Raw genomic sequence first — 14733 nt, 5'->3', positions numbered from 1 at the left:
CCACCTCTTCCCCCAGGGAACTTCCACCCCCAAGCAATCGCCCATGCTGGGCACACACGAGTGAGCCCCGGACCGGCTGGTCCGGGGCTCACAGCTTGTTCGGGACTTCTAGAGGTCGAGAACTCGAGGTGCTCGATGTCGGTGAAGCGGACCTCCTCCAGCTCGCCGGCGCGGCGGCCGTTGTCTTGGAAGTACACCTCCTTGAGTGCTTGGGTCCGCGCGGCCGTAACCTGGGTAGAGGGCCCTGTAACCGGGCCTGATCCGTCGTAAGCGGGCCTGATCCGTCTGAGAGCGCTGCTCTACCGGAACTGTCGACCGCTGAGCGCTAAGGAGGTGAGCGGGATGAGTCCCTGCAGTAGTAGCGCCTGCACCAATTCCCATTCCGTTGCACCCGAGGCGCCCGGCGGGCAGACGGCCGTCTGACGGCTGCCTCATCGGCTTGCGCAGCGCGGGGTTCGTCCGCTGCCAGCGTGCCTTCGGGTGCTGTCCCGATGGAGGTACGCCATGACGATCACCATCACGCTGCCTCGTATCCGTGTACCTACGGTCACCGAGCGTGACTTGCGTCGGCTGCTGTCGCTCGCCGAGCCCGCGATCATGGCCATCGCCGACGCCTGCGGGGCCGGTCTTCCTGTCCAGATCACGCTGAGGCTCGGCCTGAAGATCGCCCAGCAGGTATCGCGGTCCTCACCTGCGACACCTGCTACCGGGGTGGTCGAAGAGGAGTTCTTGGAGGTTGCCGATGAACGGTTCCCCCATGGAGGAAGCTCGGCATGCGGTCCGTCAGGCGGCGCAGCGGCTGACCGAGGAGGCACCCGCGTTGACCGCGGGCTCGGCTGAGGCGCTGGAGGCCGGGCTGGCAACCCGCGCGGCCGATCTGAAAGAGGCGGTCGTCACCGCCTGGCACGTCGGCGCCCAGCCCGAGGATCTGGCCGAAGACGCCGAGATGGACCTCGACACCATCGCGGCATGGCTGTTCCACGGCGGCGAGGGCCCGTAGCCGGACAGGGCTGCTACCACTCGAAGGAGCGGCGCTGCCCTTACCTAGGTTTTGAAGGAAGGCACCTCGTTCGGTGAGGCGTCTTCACGAACACAGGCCACTGATCCCACCCATCGAGAGACGCTCCGGATCAGGACAGGTCTCCCCGGCCTAAGGGGTGACCCCAAGTGGCTTCCCCCGCACGGGGATACGCCGTGAAGTGCCAAAGCTCTGACGAGTTGGGGTGAACCGGCCGCACATTGCCGGGCCGGTCCGCTCCTTGCCGAGTCGAGGTAGACGCCAAGCTCACAGGCACCCCAGCCGGAAGGAGGCGAGAGACATGGATTGCAGTAGTCCGGGCCATCACCGGCCGCATCCCGCTTGTCCTCGCCTTAGGACCCAAATCAAAATGAGGTTTTGAGGCGTCGCCAGCAGATGATTGCGCAGCCGAGGGTGAGGAAGGCCTGGTGGATGTCGGCGCGGACCTCCCAGCGGATGCGTAGGCGTCGGAACCAGTGCAGGAGGGCGAAGGCGGCTTCCACGACCCAGCGGTTCTTGCCCAGGCCGCTGCCGTGGTCGGTGCCGCGGCGGGCGATGACGGGACGAATGCCCAGCTCGCGGACTTGGCGGCGGTAGATGTCATGGTCGTAGCCGCGGTCGGCGTAGAGCACGTCGGGGCGCCGGCGCGGGCGTCCGCGCTTTCCCCGGATCGGCGGCACTGCCTCGATCAGCGGAAGAAGCTGGGTGACGTCGTTGCGGTTGCCGCCCGTGACGGTGGCGGCCAGGGGGATGCCGTGGGCGTCGACGATGACGTGGTGCTTGCTGCCCGTCTTGCCGCGGTCCACCGGCGAGCGCCCGGTGGCGTTCCCGCCCTTCAAGGCCCGCAGGTGGGAGCCGTCGACGGAGGCCCGGGAGAGGTCGAGCACGTCGCCGGCGCGCAGTTCGGCGAGCAGAAGTTCGTGCAGTCGCTGCCAGACCCCGGCTTCGTTCCAGTCCCGCAGTCGCCGCCAGCACGTCATCCCGGAACCGAAGCCGAGCTCCTGCGGCAGGAACTCCCACCGGATCCCGGTGTACAGCACGAACAAGATCCCGCACAGCACTTTGCGCTGGTCAAGCCGCCTACGACCCGGATAGCGGTAGCGCCGTTCCACGACCGGCAACAGCGGCTCGATCCGCTCCCACAACCCGTCCTCGACCTCCCACGGCCTGCGTACACCCACCCCAGTAGCCGTCACACACCCCCACATCGACCAAGTCAACGCAAGGGGAACAAGACCTGACGCTCAGTTATTCCACACTCTCTTTCTGTTACCAGTCCTTAGGCCGCCGGGCCAACCCCCGTACCAGCGCTTCCGGCCCAGACCCGGAGCGGACCGTCTGCCGCGCCGGGTCGGCGAGGTCGAGCTCGTACTCGGCGGGTGTTCCGGTGCGCTGCCGGCGCCGCCCGTGCGGATCCCCGGCGACAGGCGAACAGCGCTACCTCAAGGTGTTACGCGCACCGCATCCGCGAGAAGCCGCACGGCGAGCCGGCAGCCCACTGAGGGGCCGTTCCCGCGGGAACGGCCCCTCAGTGGGCTGCCGGCTCGCCGTGAAACGCGCCCCATAGCGGTGTGACGTAGCGTCAGCTTACCTGCTCGGCGCGGGCGTCGTATTCCTCGCGGGCGGCGAGAACGTCCTCCGTGTGCCCCAGCGACCACTCCGTGAGCGCCTTCAGGGGCTTCCGGAGTGTCTCGCCCAGCGGAGTCAGCTCGTACTCCACCCGCACCGGCACCGCCGGGTAAACCGTTCGCAGGACCAGACCGTCGCGTTCGAGGGCACGCAGCGTCTGGGTGAGCATCTTCTCGCTCACCCCCGACAGCCGCTTCCGCAGCTGGGTGAACCGGGATGCCCCGTGCTCGCCGAGCTCGCCGAGCACGAGGATCGACCATTTGTCGCCGATCCGGTCGAGCAGGTCCCGCGACGGGCAGCCGCGCGCGTACGGGTCCCACGACGATGTCGCCTCGCTCACAGCCTGGACGGTTGCCACAGCGCTCACCTCATTGCTTTTCGACAGGTGGCTACCTTACTAAAAAGTGGCTACTTCCTGATAGTGAGTCATGGGGTGACCATGAATCCAGTGATGCCGCGGACGACCGTGGCGGAAATGAGGATCTCCAATGTCAGTCGTCGTCACCGGAGCCACTGGTCAGCTGGGCAGGCTCACCGTCGAGGCATTGCTGCGGCGCGGAGTTCCCGCCTCGCAGATCATTGCGACCGGCCGGGACATCACCGGGATCAAGGACCTGGCCGACCCCGGCGTCGTGACGCGCCGGGCCGACTTCGCCGACCCGGACAGCCTCGCAGCGGCCTTCGCGGGAGCCGACAAGCTGCTCCTGATCTCGACCACGGACGTGGACCAGCGCCTCGGCAACCATCGGCGCGCCATCGACGCCGCGCTGACCGCGGGGGTGTCCTTGGTGGCGTACACGAGCATGTCGCACGCCGACACGGCCACCAACATCCTCGCCACCACCCATCGCGCCACCGAGGAGTACCTGCGTGAGCGCGACGTCCCCAGCGTGCTGCTGCGCAACAGCTGGTACCTGGAGAACTACACCGCCCAGCTGCCTGTGCTCCTCCAGCACGGCGCTGTCATCGGGGCCGCGGGCGAGGGAAGGGTCAGCGCCGCGACCCGCGCCGACTTCGCCGAGGCCGCCGCGGCCGTGCTGACCACCGAAGGCCACACCGGCGCCGTATACGAGCTGGGCGGCGACGAGGCGTTCACCCTGGCCGAGTTCGCCGCGGCGGTCTCGGCCGCCACCGGCAAGCCGATCACCTACGCCGATCTGCCCGCGGAGAAGCTCGCCGAGGCGCTGACCGGCGCGGGCCTGCCCGCCGAGCTGGCGCACGTCCTCGCCGACGCCGACCTGGGCCTGAGCCGCGGCGAACTGTTCACCGACTCCCTCGACCTGAGCCGCCTGATCCGACGGCCGACCACCTCCCTGGCCGACGCGATCGCCGACGCGCTGCGCTGACACAGGTTCCCGGCGGCCAATGCAACGACCGCACACCAGGCCACCCGCGCCGTGGTCGAGGAGTTCGGGCACAAGGGGCACCTTCAGGGCCGTGACCTGCGGCTTCAGGGTGCCCCCTGCCGGGTTCGAATCGACAACCTTCGCTTACAAGCGCCAGCGAGAGCACCCGTTATCTTCTTCGCAGTCCTGCAACAGGGCCGCTGGCCTCTGGGCCCGGCATGACTGTTGCCCCCTGTCGAACGGATGACCTGGGGGTGGTCCTACGTTGTTGATGGGTCGGATGGGCTGTCGTACGGTCCAGAGGATCCAGTGGTCCCGGGTATGGAGAGCGACCGCGGCCAGCTCGCCGCCTACATCGCCGACCCGAGCCGTGTCCGCTACAGCACGCAGATGCAGCAGCGCATCAGCCGGCGCAGACTCACCCGTGAGATCGTCCGCCGGGAATTCGTGTTCACGTCGGTCCAGCTGCCAACGTTCCCGCTCGGTCGGGCGCCCGTGGTGGCACCAGGAGGCGTCAAGCTCAACCGCAAGCTTCGCCGGGGCCTGGTGCCCTCGGATGAGGCGGCGTTCGCTGAAAGGCTCCGCTCCGCGTGGTACACGACCTGGTCTGAGCGGCGTTCCGGTCTGGCCGGGGACGACACTGATCTGCTGAACCTGTCCATGGACGTCCTGGAGACCGCCTTTGAGTGCCGTCGCCATGCGCGGGCAGCGGCCGCTGACGGCAGCGCGTTCGGCGTCAAGATGAACGACCTGCTTGCTGAGCGGCTCAAGGTCGATGCGCTGTCTACGCCGCCGCCGTTCCTGCTCAACAACATGCATGTGCGGGGGCTGGCCTACCAGCTGTGCGACGAGTGCCACTTCTACTTTTCCGAGCCCTTCGACGCGGACGAGGAAGCGTTATGACCCCCGGCGCCGACTTCAAAGCGGCCGCCACCCGGATGCGGACTCAACGGCGGCAGGCCGAACAGCGTGAGGTCCACTACCACGAGGCGCGGATCCTCTTGCTCATCTCTCAGTTCACCACGGCCAAGGGTGGCCTGACCGGGCTCACCAAGCTCGCCAAACTCGACTTCCTGTTGCGGTACCCGGCCATGCTGGAACGCCTGCTGCCCGCCGGGCAGGCGTCGTGGCCGGCAGGAACTGCCCCGACGCCGCCGGAGCGTCTCGCGGTCGAAAGCCGCATGACTCGCTACAAGTACAGGCCCTGGGACCAGCGGTACTACAGCATCCTGGGCTCCCTCGCCGCCCGCGCCCTGATCACCTACGGCGACAGCGCCAGAGCTGAATTCCGCGTCACCGAACAGGGAGCCGCCGTGGCGGCCTCCCTCGCCGCCACACCGGAATGGGCCGTCGTCGCCAGCCGGATCAAGCTGCTCAAGAGGCATTTCAACAAATCAGGATCGGCCTTGAAGAACCTCATCTACGACCGTCTGCCTGACGCGGTTGACCGGCCCTGGCGGACGGAGATCTGACATGGCCGTCCACCTGCGCATCGTCTCACTGACGGTCACGACAGCCGAGGCAGAACAGACCTACCGCTTCGACCGGCCGGCCACCGTGATCTCCGGCCCCATCGGCACCGGCAAGTCCAGTCTGCTGATGCTCTTCAAGCATGCCCTCGGCGGCAAGGCCATGCTCACTCCGGCGGTGCGCGACAACGTACTGTGCGTCCAGGCCGAGGTTGTGGCTGGCGACGAACGTGTCGTCCTCAGACGGACCATCGAGGGAGGCACCGCCGACACCGTAGATCTCCTCGACCCTCACTCCCTCGCCTTGGAACGTACCTTGCCCCTGCGGGCCACTGAGGAAGGTGGCACAACGCTCTCGGACTATCTGCTGGACGCTCTCGGCTTCCCCCGCGAGCAGGTCGCCGCACAGCGCGAGGGAGCAGCGCGGCCGCAGAACCTCACCTTCAACGACCTGTACGCCTACATTTACCTGCAGGCACGCGAGATCGACCGCCAGGTCGTCGGCCACCTTGACTCCTGGTTCGAGCCCAAGCGCAAAGAACTCTTCCGGTTGATGTTCGCGCTCACCGACAGCGCTCTGTTGGAGCTCAAGCGCACCGCGAACGAGCTCACCGACAGGCTCAAGGCCAGAACCGCCGAGCACGATAACGTCAGCCAGTTCCTGGCGGCCTCCGACCCCCGCAGTGACGACGAACTGCGGGCCGAACTCACTCAGCTTCGTGACACCCTCGAACGGGCCCAGGCCGCTCTGGCCAGTCTCCGCCGAACTCGAGGAACAGACCGCTGCCGACACCGCACTTCGAGACGAGCTGCAGACCGCCATCCGGGCCGCCCGGCAGGCCGAGGAAGAAGTCTTAGCGGCCGCTGACCTCGTGGAGGCACGACGAGCCGTAGTCGCTCAGGTACAGCTCGACCTGTCCCGCCTCGGCAGGTCAGCCACGGCCATAGATCAGCTTTCCCCCTTCGAATTCGTCGTCTGCCCGCGCTGCATGCAATCCCTGGCCACCCGACCCGTCGAAGACGGCCACTGCCTCGTCTGCCTCCAGCACGATCCCGTCGAGGCAGACATCGACCCGGTCGCCATCGAAGCGACACGCACGACCCTCCAGCAGCAGCTCGAGGACGCACAGCGCATCCAGCAGTCAGACGAGGCACACTTCCAGACCACTCAGCAGCGAGCGCAGCAACTCGGCTTCGCCGTCACCAGCCTGCGCCGGCAGCTCGACGCCCAGACCCGCGATGTGGTCGCGCCGCGCTTCGACGCCATCGCCGATGCCAGCTCCCGCGTCGCCGCGCTCAAAGCCAGCATCGATGCCATCACCCAGCTTCGGGAAGCCTGGGCCCGGGTACGCGCCATCGACAAGGACATCCGCGACATCAAGGCAGAGCGCAGGCAGGTCAACAAGGATATCAAGGAAAAATCCCAGCAACTTGCAGCCCGTCAGACACTGCTGGCCGACCTCAGCACCGAATTCGGACAGCTGCTCACCAGCTGGAACCTTCCCTGGGTCAACACGGCCGTCATCGACAGCGACACCTACCTGCCCGTGGTCGACGGACAGCCCTTCGAGAGCCTGCAGGCCTCCGGCGGAGGCATCGCCACCTCGATCAACCTCGCCTACAGCCTCACCCTTCTCACCTTCGGACTCGATCACGCAGACGTTCTCGTCCCATCCCTGCTCGTGATCGAATCGCCGCGCAAGGCCTTAGGGAACAACGCCTCCGACGGCCAACGCGCGACCGAAATCTACAGCCGGTTCAGGACGCTGGCGGATGCCTACGGCGAACGCCTCCAACTGATCATCACTGACAACGCCCCCCCCCACCGATCACCAGTGACTCCTTCGGCAAGGTGGAGTTCGACTACGAGAACCCCATGGTGCCCGGCGTCGACCATCCCGGCCCCGATCACGTCGTTCGCATCGAAAACCAGTCCGAGAGCTAGCCGTTTCAAGCCGCGTTCGACGCCGGACCTTCAACGGCAAGCTGAGGCCGGCGGTGGCCGGCCTCTCATGCATGCCGGTGGTCCCGACGGCCCCAACTCCCCCGAAGCCCGGCAATCGTTGCACCTACCGGTCTCATACACGGAACGGGCGGTGAGGGGCGCCGCGGGTCATTTAATGTGCACTCATGGCTGGTGATCGTCCTCTTGTCTCTCGTGCATCCCGAAACGTTGTCCGCCGTCTGATGAGCAGCCTGTACGTCGGTGCGATCGAGGAGTGCTGGGGGAACGAGGGTTTCGCCCGGAGCGACGTCGTCCCGCCCCGCCAGGGCGGGGTCCGCCAGCAGACCTTCAATGCGTTCGAGGCGTCGGTGGACTGGGGGCGCGAAGACCATGTACGCCGGGCTCTGCTCGTCTTCGAAAGCATGTTGCGCCGACTGGACCGCGAGAGCCGCAAGCACGGGGGCGAAGGTCTTGAGTCGGTTGCCCTGGAGGAATTGCGTGAGACATTCGACCGTGACGGATACCAGCTCGACGATCAGCTTCGTGTCCACCGCGTCCCCCGCGCCGCCAGCCCCGAGACCCAGAAGGGGACAGTTCCTCGGGACGCCCGCCACATCACGCAGGTGACGCGCCGCCGACTCGTCCGGCAGCTGAATGACAGCCTCGTGACCTGGTACGGCGACCTCGACGAGATCACATTCCTGCGTCGGCTTTATGACCTCGAGTCGCTCCCGAGCGAGGACAGCAGGTTCGACAACGCTGAAGAAGACATCTTCAAGCACCGATACACCAACGAAGACTGGGACGAGGACTGGATCTTCACCGATGCTAGATTCGGGCTCCGGGACGGAACGGATGAAATACTCCTGCGCTTCCTGGCGGAGATGCTCCACCCCGAAGTGCGCTCCGACGACGCCCAGGTGGCGTTCATTGCCATGCAGATTAATCAGGCTGTGAGCCGCGACGGGTACGCACTCATGCCCATCGCCGACATCAGCGGCTACCCCGTCTACGGCGCACGAGTCCTCGCCGAGGACGACAAGGCGACCCCGGATGCCGCGGCCCATCCACCCTCCATAACCGACTCGAACTCGGTGGCGGCTCAGACGCTCGCCAGACTCTCAGAGTTGCCGGACGCTGATCATGGAGCAAGGATTGCCGCAGCATCGAGGCTGGCGCCCCTGGGGACTGCCAACCCCCACCCCGGCGCGGCGGCGGTCATGACGAACGGTCCTGAAGAGCCGGCCGCCGACGAGAACACCCGAGCCGGTAATCTGCCCGCGCCGAAGGGAGAGTACGCGGCCGTGCAGGGTGCAGCCCGCGGCCACCGCAAGGACTACGCGATGGACCGGGGGCGGATGGCAGAGGGCGGCCAGGCGGACATCTTCGCCGCAACTCATAAGGCCACTGGTGTCAGAGTCGCCCTCAAGCGTCGCCGGTCGCACCGGGAGACCCCGGCGGCACGGATGCGGCGCGAGATCGACGTCGCTCAGGACCTCAACGCCCACCCGCACTACGTGCCGATCCTTGACACCAACCCGTCCGAGGGCTGGCTGGTAATGCCCATGGCGCAAGGCACCGCCGAAGACCACCGCGACCTCTTCCAGAGTCCCGCCGCTCTGCTGGACCTGGTGCACGCTCTCATCGACGTCCTGGACGCAGCTCACACTCACGGTTGGGTTCACCGGGACGTCCGGTCGTGGACTGCGACCGGGGCGAGTCACCGTTCGGCTGGAGCGAACTGCCCGCCGAGCAGCGCGTCGACGTCATGGAGGGCGCCCTGCGGGCCGTTCGACAGCAGTGCGCCGACTGGGCCCGCCCCACCTCGGCCCACACGTGGGACAGCCGCATCCGTGACCGCGCCATCGGCCTGGCCGCGCAGATCCTCGTCGAGACCATCGACCACCTCGTGCCGGGCCTCCACGACGAGGACACCGACCAGGCCGCCATCAAGCCCCAGCTGCACGACCGCATCACCACGGTCCTGCTCATGACTCCCCGGGCGGACGCCGCCGAACACGGCCCGAGCACCCCGCACGGCAAAGGCGGCCACACCTACGACGGCCGGTGCGCGCTGTGCACCGGCGACACCGACGCCCTCACCGAGGCCCTGCTGCACGCGTTCACCGCCACCGTCCTGCCGCCCGAGCCCAACACGCGGCTGCGAGCCCTGACCTGACCCGGAACCAGACCGTGACCGACCGCACCACCGACCAGCCGCCTGTCGGCGAAGGTGCTGTGGGCCGCAAACGGCCCACAGCACTAGGTATGCGCAGTCGACGGCCCGCATGTTCGCGGATCCGCCCACGTGTGGCAGAGCGTTCTACCCCCTGCAATGGAGCCTTTGCATTCGTGGTCAGCGCGCGACAGGCAGGCCCGGGTAGAGCAGGTCGAGCCCGCCGGACAGGGCTGCCCTGACGTTGCGGCTCTTATCGTCGGCCACCACTTCGAGGGCACGGGCCTGGATGCCGTCCAGGGCAAGGCCGGCCACCTGGGCAGGGTCGACCTTGTCGGCGGAGTCGACGTAGTCCGACATGTCGGTGTCCATATAGCCGACGTGCAGGGCGGTCACGTCAATGCCGGAAGGCGCGAGCTCCTGGCGGATCACATTGGTCATGGCCCACTCCGCCGCCTTGGCGGCGCTGTAGCCGCCGTAACCCGGGAAGTGGGCCCAGGACAGGATCGAAAGAACGTTGAGGACGGCTCCGCCCCCGTTGGCGGCGATGACCGGGGCGAACGCGCGCGTGACGTTGAGGGAGCCGAAGAAAGCCGTCTCCATTTCCAGCCTGATGTCGGCCATGTCGCCGCTGACGAGGCCCACATGCAGGCTCACGCCGGCATTGTTGATCAGCAAGGTCGCGTCGGAGGCCACCTCAGCCGCTTTCGCCACTGCGGCAGGGTCAGTGATGTCCAGCCCGAACGGTACGACACCGGGCAGGTCGACCGAGGACGGATTGCGAGCGCCCGCATACACCTTGGCCGCTCCGCGCTCGAGTAGCTGGGCGGCCAGATGCCGGCCGAGCCCGCGGTTGGCGCCCGTCACCACGGCGACTGCGTTCTTGATGTCCATGATCTCTCAATCCCCGAGCTGGTTAGGATTTTCCAATCTAGCATCTAAGTACGGGATGGCAACTCAGGAGTAGACTTGAGGTCATGGCCGGCGTCGATATCACACACAGGAAACGGGAAGAAACTTGCTCGATCGCCCGGGCGGTCGAGATTGTGGGCGACCGGTGGTCGCTGCTGATCCTGCGAGAGGCAGCCATGCGGGACGCGACCCGATTCGCCGACTTCCGGGCCCGCCTCAGGATCGCGCCGGACGTCCTCGTCATCCGGCTCCGCACCCTGGTCGACGCAGGCGTCATGGAGAAAAGGCCCTACCATGAACCCGGCGCCCGGACCCGCGAGAGCTACCATCTCACCCCCGCCGGTGAGCAGTTGCGCCTTATCCTGGCCGCGCTCCAACAGTGGGGGGACGACAACCGGCCTCTCGCCTCTGGACCGACCATCCTGCGCCGCTCGGCGGACGACAACCGCCCCGTGCGGGTGGCCTTCGTCGACGATACGGGCGCCGAGGTGTCCCCGGACGATGTGAGGTTCCATTCCGCAAAGACTCCGGCCCAGGCATAGATCGCCGAGTAGCCGAGGGGATTCTCACCCCTCGACCCTCACAGATCCGTACGTGACGATCTCTCGTCATACGGCTCTTGTCGTTCTGGTCACCAGACGCGCGGGGCATGGGTGGTCCAGGCCCACTGAGCGAAGAACCGGGGTCGTCGTGCGACGGCACGGTTCCACGCGGTCTGGACTTTCTTCCTGCCCCGCAGCCGTTTGAACTTCTTGCGCATCCAACGCATCACGTAGGCGATGACGCGTTCCAGGAGGGGATAGAGGGCCGACTGGTAGAAGGCCCCGTAGTACGCCATCCACCCGCGAATGATCGGGTTGATGAACCGTGCGAGGCCCGCTTCGGTCAGGCTGGTGCGGTGGTGCAGCCGCCAGGTCCGCACCTCGGAACTGATCCTGCGCAGGGCTTCCCCGCTGATGGCGGGGAGGAACGACCGGAACACCCGGCCGTCCTTGCGCACCGCGGAGCGGGTGCGGAAGGTGAACCCCAGGAACGTGAACTCGGTGTGCTCGTACGAGGCACGCCGGTTGGCATCCTGGCAGTGTCGGGTAGCCCGGGGGAATCTCACCCCCGGGCTCCCACAGATCCCGGCGTGACAGTCTCCCGTCACCGGGCTCCTACCATCCAGTCGGATGAAAACTGTGTGTCCATGCCCAGTGCGCGAACAGACCCGGGGCAAACTTTGTCACCCTGATCCACCACGCTTTGAGACGTTTGAACCCACGCAACCGTCTATATTTCTTACGGGCCCAGCGCAACAGGTAGTTGTTGATGCGCTTGAGGAGTGGAATCATCTGTTCTCGGTAAAACCGGCCCCAGTAGGTCATCCAGCCTCGCACGATCGAGTTGATCGCATTCGCGAGGTCTATCAGAGTGTCGTTGGGCCGCCGGTGAAGCCGCCAACTGCGAACCTCCCGGCCTTTCTCGATCAGCTTCTCCCGACTCATCGCAGGCTGGAACGAGGTGAACCTCACCCCTTTCCGCTTGTTCCGCGCCCTGCGGGGACGGAAGGTGTAGCCCCAAGAACGTGAACGAGGTGTTCTCGAACTCACCTCTCCTGTTGCTGTCCTTGCAGTACACCACCTTGGTCTTGTCCGGGTGAAGTGTCAGCCCGACTTCGACCATCCGCTGACCGATCGCGTCCCGCAGCATCTCAGCCTGCTGCTTGCTCACTCGGCGACGTGCACGAAGTCCAGCAGCACGTGGACCGTGACGCCGCGTCGGCCGGTCTCGGCGCTGATCAGGTCGAGCTGGTGGCGGGCGCCGTCGACCAGGACGATCCACGGCCTTAAATGTTTCGGGTCGCGTGCCTGGACCTGGTCGAAGGCGTCGGCGATGACCTGCTCGGGCGAGCGGACCAGCGAGACGGTGCACCACTTGTTCGCCGCCCTGGGCCCCGGGCGGGCGGGGCGTTCGCCGCTTCGGCCGCCGAGCGGGTGGATCACATCGTGTGGGCGCCTGAGCGCCGGACGAGTGTCGAAGACACAGGCCACGGTCGCCATCCGCTTGCGGTTCGGCTTCTCGCCCGGCGCGAGCCGGCCGCGATGGCCACCAGCTGTCTTGGCAGCGGCCCGGCGGGTGGCCTCCCGCAGTGCCTCCGGGCGCATGACCACGCCCTTGCCGTCCACCTGGACCACCAGCGGCATCTCGTGGCTGCACGGGATGGGGATCCTCGTCTGGTAGAAGCCGTCGACGTCGACCGCGGCGGCGACCACGAGCTCTTCCAGCCCGCGCTTGCCGAGCACGTTCCCGCAGCGGCGTGTCACCGCGTCGTGGGCCTGGTCGAAAGAGCCGCGGACGGCCTCGGTGACAGCGAGCCGCCGTAATCCCGTCGAGTGTCGGCCTGCAGGCAGGGACAGCTCCTGGTCAGCGGGATGGACGTTGCCCATGCCCGGCCCCCGGTGGGCGACCCGGGTGACCCCGACCATCCCGAACACGCTGGCCAGCCACCGCGAATGCCCAGCCTCCCGCCAGGGCCGCACCAGCCCCTCCGGCCCGGTCACCACCGGGCCAGCACCGGCGCGGACCCGGTTCTCTTCCTTCCTGGCCCGCAGGTCCAGGTGGTCCTGCAGCAGCAGGCGAAGCAGTTCTCGCCCGGCCGCGTCGAGGTGCTCCTCCAGTTCGGCGTGGGTCCAGGTGGTCGCCGGACTGCCTGACAGCGTGTGCATCAGCGTCTCGAAGGCGCTGATGGACCGCGCAAAGGGGTCAGCGGTGCATGAGGTGTCGTACGGTGTCATCTCCGGGGCTCTTCCCGTCCAGCATCGATTGGGTCGCACCTTCGAACGTAGCCGCGGAAGAGCCCTGCTGTTAACGGGAGTTGGGCGAAACAGCCGCCCGGCGGCGGGCCAAGGTGAACAGGCCGGGGACATCCTCGTCCAGCCAGCCGCGCTCCACCAGCCGCTTCAGCTTGGACCGCGTGCCCTCGATTTTCCCGGTCTCGGCCGGCAGTCCGATCCTCGGCACGATCTGCTTGGCGCGGACCGGCGCGGCGCGTCCGCCGCCACCTCCAGAATGTCCCGATACACTTGCGGCAGGACCTCCGCCCCCATCCCCGGCTGCCAGTTCGGAACGGTCAGCACCCCGATCACCTGCCGCTCGGCCCCCGCATACGCAGACGCCACCGGCTCACCCACGGTCGGCCGGTCGGCATCGATACCCACCGCCGACTTCTCCGGGGTCATCTCCGCGAGCACCTCGGCGACGGTCTCCCGCGCGATCCGCAACCGTTCCAGGCTCTCCCGCGCCAGATCCAGTCTCCCGGACAGCTCGGCGAGCTCGGCTTCGAGCTCCTCCACCTGCACCCGGGCAGCCGCGTCGCGCGCTTCCAACTCCTCGAACAGCGAGCCCATCCGCTACCCCTCCTCCACCACCACGGTAGAGAGGAGCAGCCCCGAGCACAGCCCCGCTGAGCTTTCCTCCAGCTCAACCTTTCCCTTCAGAGGAACCGCACCCATCCTGATTTATGTTGTACCTCAGCTGATCCTGGCTGATCGTCATGTCGGTACAGGGCGGCACGCTCTCCACCCGAACCCCCCATCCAACCCAGGGCACGTCTGGGCGCACTCGGTCGAAGGTCAGGTACACCTTGGTGATGGGATCAGGACTTCTGTTCATGAGGTGCACAAGCCACTTGCCGTGCGCGTCCTGTCCCGTCCATGTGGAGACTCGGGATGCCTGGGCGCGTTCCTCCTGCGCGGCGGCCTCTTGCGACTGATGCAGTTGGTCCTGAGCAACGAGTACCGCCCATACCGTCCCCGGGACGGCAAGCAGCACGGTCAGGAGGCTGGCCACCACCGTGAGGTCCCGCCACTGCCTTGGCTCTCGTGCCCTTTCCCGCGGCCTGACGCGGCCTGGCCGCTGGCGTGCCAGCCGCAGGGGCACCCTTGTCTCCTGACGCGCGCGGCGCATCTACCCCTCCCCCGATGGCTTCGGACGGCCCCCACCCTTTCACCGTGTCGGCAGTTCCGGGGAATCCTGTTCGGTCAGCGGGCGAGGGTGACGGCGCTCACGGGAGACACCCCAGCACGGCCAGACGCTCCGATCAGCCCGGATGCCGCAGTCCCGCACCTTTCAGCGACAGCAAATACGGCATCACGTCACATACCGCCCTCTCACACGGCAGCAAACTTCCCCAACAACGCGTCCATGACCTTCGGCGTATGCCACCCGTCCGCAGGGATGAACAGGATGCACATGCA

At 67.0% G+C, this 14733-nt stretch carries 15 protein-coding genes, 3 pseudogenes and 1 riboswitch; of the genes and pseudogenes, 10 read left to right on the top strand and 8 right to left on the bottom strand.

Translation table 11 applies throughout. From position 1 onward, the window contains the following. Nucleotides 1–119: 119 nt before the first annotated feature. Nucleotides 120–209: pseudogene (locus IEZ19_RS47160) on the bottom strand (telomere-protecting terminal protein Tpg); the annotation flags it as partial. A gap of 295 nt (nt 210–504) precedes the next feature. On the opposite strand from IEZ19_RS47160, the gene IEZ19_RS47155 reads away from it, so the two are divergent. Next, nucleotides 505–840, top strand: a complete 336-nt coding sequence (locus IEZ19_RS47155; protein ID WP_189317539.1) for a hypothetical protein — start codon at nt 505–507, stop codon at nt 838–840. Beyond that, on the top strand, nt 821–1000 hold the full coding sequence (locus tag IEZ19_RS47150; protein WP_229841654.1) for a hypothetical protein: 180 nt from the start codon (nt 821–823) through the stop codon (nt 998–1000). Before IEZ19_RS47155 ends, IEZ19_RS47150 begins: the two co-directional genes overlap by 20 nt. A 58-nt stretch (nt 1001–1058) precedes the next feature. Next, nucleotides 1059–1230, top strand: a riboswitch (M-box (ykoK) riboswitch). Between the two features lie 153 nt (nt 1231–1383). Here the strand turns inward: IEZ19_RS47150 and IEZ19_RS47145 are convergent. Together IEZ19_RS47145 and IEZ19_RS47140 are read right to left on the bottom strand one after the other, a co-directional pair. Continuing rightward, complete coding sequence (locus tag IEZ19_RS47145; RefSeq protein ID WP_189317536.1) at nt 1384–2226, bottom strand: IS5 family transposase; 843 nt, start codon at nt 2224–2226, stop codon at nt 1384–1386. A gap of 374 nt (nt 2227–2600) precedes the next feature. Continuing rightward, nucleotides 2601–2987 (bottom strand): winged helix-turn-helix transcriptional regulator, encoded by a 387-nt coding sequence (locus IEZ19_RS47140; protein WP_229841653.1) that lies wholly within the window; start codon nt 2985–2987, stop codon nt 2601–2603. Nucleotides 2988–3135: 148 nt separating this feature from the next. Here IEZ19_RS47140 and IEZ19_RS47135 point away from each other — a divergent pair, with 148 nt between their 5' ends. From IEZ19_RS47135 to IEZ19_RS52205, 7 genes and pseudogenes are all read left to right on the top strand, one after another. After that, nucleotides 3136–3993 (top strand): SDR family oxidoreductase, encoded by an 858-nt coding sequence (locus IEZ19_RS47135; protein WP_189317534.1) that lies wholly within the window; start codon nt 3136–3138, stop codon nt 3991–3993. Nucleotides 3994–4314: 321 nt separating this feature from the next. Next, nucleotides 4315–4896: a hypothetical protein gene (locus IEZ19_RS47130; RefSeq protein ID WP_229841652.1), complete on the top strand. Its 582-nt coding sequence runs from the start codon at nt 4315–4317 to the stop codon at nt 4894–4896. After that, entirely contained in the window at nt 4893–5465 is a 573-nt protein-coding gene (locus tag IEZ19_RS47125) for a hypothetical protein (protein WP_189317533.1), read from the top strand. The genes IEZ19_RS47130 and IEZ19_RS47125 overlap by 4 nt, the downstream gene beginning before the upstream one ends. Before the next feature lies 1 nt (nt 5466). Further along, the gene (locus IEZ19_RS52215; RefSeq protein WP_229841651.1) at nt 5467–6330 is read left to right on the top strand and encodes an ATP-binding protein; all 864 of its coding nucleotides are present in this window, start codon (nt 5467–5469) and stop codon (nt 6328–6330) included. Nucleotides 6331–6334: 4 nt separating this feature from the next. Next, nucleotides 6335–7603, top strand: coding sequence for a hypothetical protein (locus IEZ19_RS54040; protein ID WP_373297176.1), 1269 nt, complete (start codon nt 6335–6337; stop codon nt 7601–7603). Beyond that, nucleotides 7593–8363: pseudogene (locus tag IEZ19_RS54410) on the top strand (AbiJ-related protein); the annotation flags it as partial. The gene IEZ19_RS54040 and the pseudogene IEZ19_RS54410, both read left to right, overlap by 11 nt. 743 nt (nt 8364–9106) lie before the next feature. Continuing rightward, entirely contained in the window at nt 9107–9586 is a 480-nt protein-coding gene (locus IEZ19_RS52205; protein ID WP_229841649.1) for a hypothetical protein, read from the top strand. 177 nt (nt 9587–9763) lie between these two features. Here the strand turns inward: IEZ19_RS52205 and IEZ19_RS47105 are convergent, their stop codons facing one another. Continuing rightward, nucleotides 9764–10477, bottom strand: coding sequence for an SDR family oxidoreductase (locus IEZ19_RS47105; RefSeq protein WP_189317531.1), 714 nt, complete (start codon nt 10475–10477; stop codon nt 9764–9766). 83 nt (nt 10478–10560) lie between these two features. Here IEZ19_RS47105 and IEZ19_RS47100 point away from each other — a divergent pair, with 83 nt between their 5' ends. Continuing rightward, a complete protein-coding gene (locus IEZ19_RS47100) occupies nt 10561–11037 on the top strand; it encodes a winged helix-turn-helix transcriptional regulator (protein WP_189317530.1) in 477 nt (158 codons plus the stop codon). 89 nt (nt 11038–11126) lie between these two features. On the opposite strand, the gene IEZ19_RS47095 is transcribed toward IEZ19_RS47100, so the two are convergent. From IEZ19_RS47095 to IEZ19_RS47080, 4 genes and pseudogenes are all read right to left on the bottom strand, one after another. Continuing rightward, nucleotides 11127–11603 (bottom strand): group II intron maturase-specific domain-containing protein, encoded by a 477-nt coding sequence (locus IEZ19_RS47095; protein ID WP_229841648.1) that lies wholly within the window; start codon nt 11601–11603, stop codon nt 11127–11129. 49 nt (nt 11604–11652) lie between these two features. Then, the gene (locus IEZ19_RS54030) at nt 11653–11982 is read right to left on the bottom strand and encodes a group II intron maturase-specific domain-containing protein (protein WP_373297175.1); all 330 of its coding nucleotides are present in this window, start codon (nt 11980–11982) and stop codon (nt 11653–11655) included. 225 nt (nt 11983–12207) lie between these two features. Further along, a pseudogene (locus IEZ19_RS47085) lies at nt 12208–13272 on the bottom strand (ISKra4 family transposase); the annotation flags it as partial. A 165-nt stretch (nt 13273–13437) separates the two neighbouring features. Next, the gene (locus IEZ19_RS47080) at nt 13438–13884 is read right to left on the bottom strand and encodes a hypothetical protein (RefSeq protein ID WP_229841647.1); all 447 of its coding nucleotides are present in this window, start codon (nt 13882–13884) and stop codon (nt 13438–13440) included. Nucleotides 13885–14733 lie beyond the last annotated feature (849 nt).

The organism is Streptomyces brasiliensis, assembly GCF_014647875.1.
GTDB lineage: Bacteria > Actinomycetota > Actinomycetes > Streptomycetales > Streptomycetaceae > Streptomyces > Streptomyces brasiliensis.
This window is presented reverse-complemented; position numbering and strand designations above follow the sequence as displayed.

Excerpts from the sequence above, each read along its gene's own strand:
- IEZ19_RS47155 (WP_189317539.1), top strand. The coding sequence starts at position 505 with ATGACGATCACCATCACGCTGCCTCGTATCCGTGTACCTACGGTCACC.
- IEZ19_RS47145 (WP_189317536.1), bottom strand. The coding sequence starts at position 2,226 with ATGTGGGGGTGTGTGACGGCTACTGGGGTGGGTGTACGCAGGCCGTGG.
- IEZ19_RS47135 (WP_189317534.1), top strand. The coding sequence starts at position 3,136 with ATGTCAGTCGTCGTCACCGGAGCCACTGGTCAGCTGGGCAGGCTCACC.
- IEZ19_RS47130 (WP_229841652.1), top strand. The coding sequence starts at position 4,315 with ATGGAGAGCGACCGCGGCCAGCTCGCCGCCTACATCGCCGACCCGAGC.
- IEZ19_RS47125 (WP_189317533.1), top strand. The coding sequence starts at position 4,893 with ATGACCCCCGGCGCCGACTTCAAAGCGGCCGCCACCCGGATGCGGACT.
- IEZ19_RS52215 (WP_229841651.1), top strand. The coding sequence starts at position 5,467 with ATGGCCGTCCACCTGCGCATCGTCTCACTGACGGTCACGACAGCCGAG.
- IEZ19_RS47105 (WP_189317531.1), bottom strand. The coding sequence starts at position 10,477 with ATGGACATCAAGAACGCAGTCGCCGTGGTGACGGGCGCCAACCGCGGG.
- IEZ19_RS47100 (WP_189317530.1), top strand. The coding sequence starts at position 10,561 with ATGGCCGGCGTCGATATCACACACAGGAAACGGGAAGAAACTTGCTCG.
- IEZ19_RS54030 (WP_373297175.1), bottom strand. The coding sequence starts at position 11,982 with ATGAGTCGGGAGAAGCTGATCGAGAAAGGCCGGGAGGTTCGCAGTTGG.
- IEZ19_RS47080 (WP_229841647.1), bottom strand. The coding sequence starts at position 13,884 with ATGGGCTCGCTGTTCGAGGAGTTGGAAGCGCGCGACGCGGCTGCCCGG.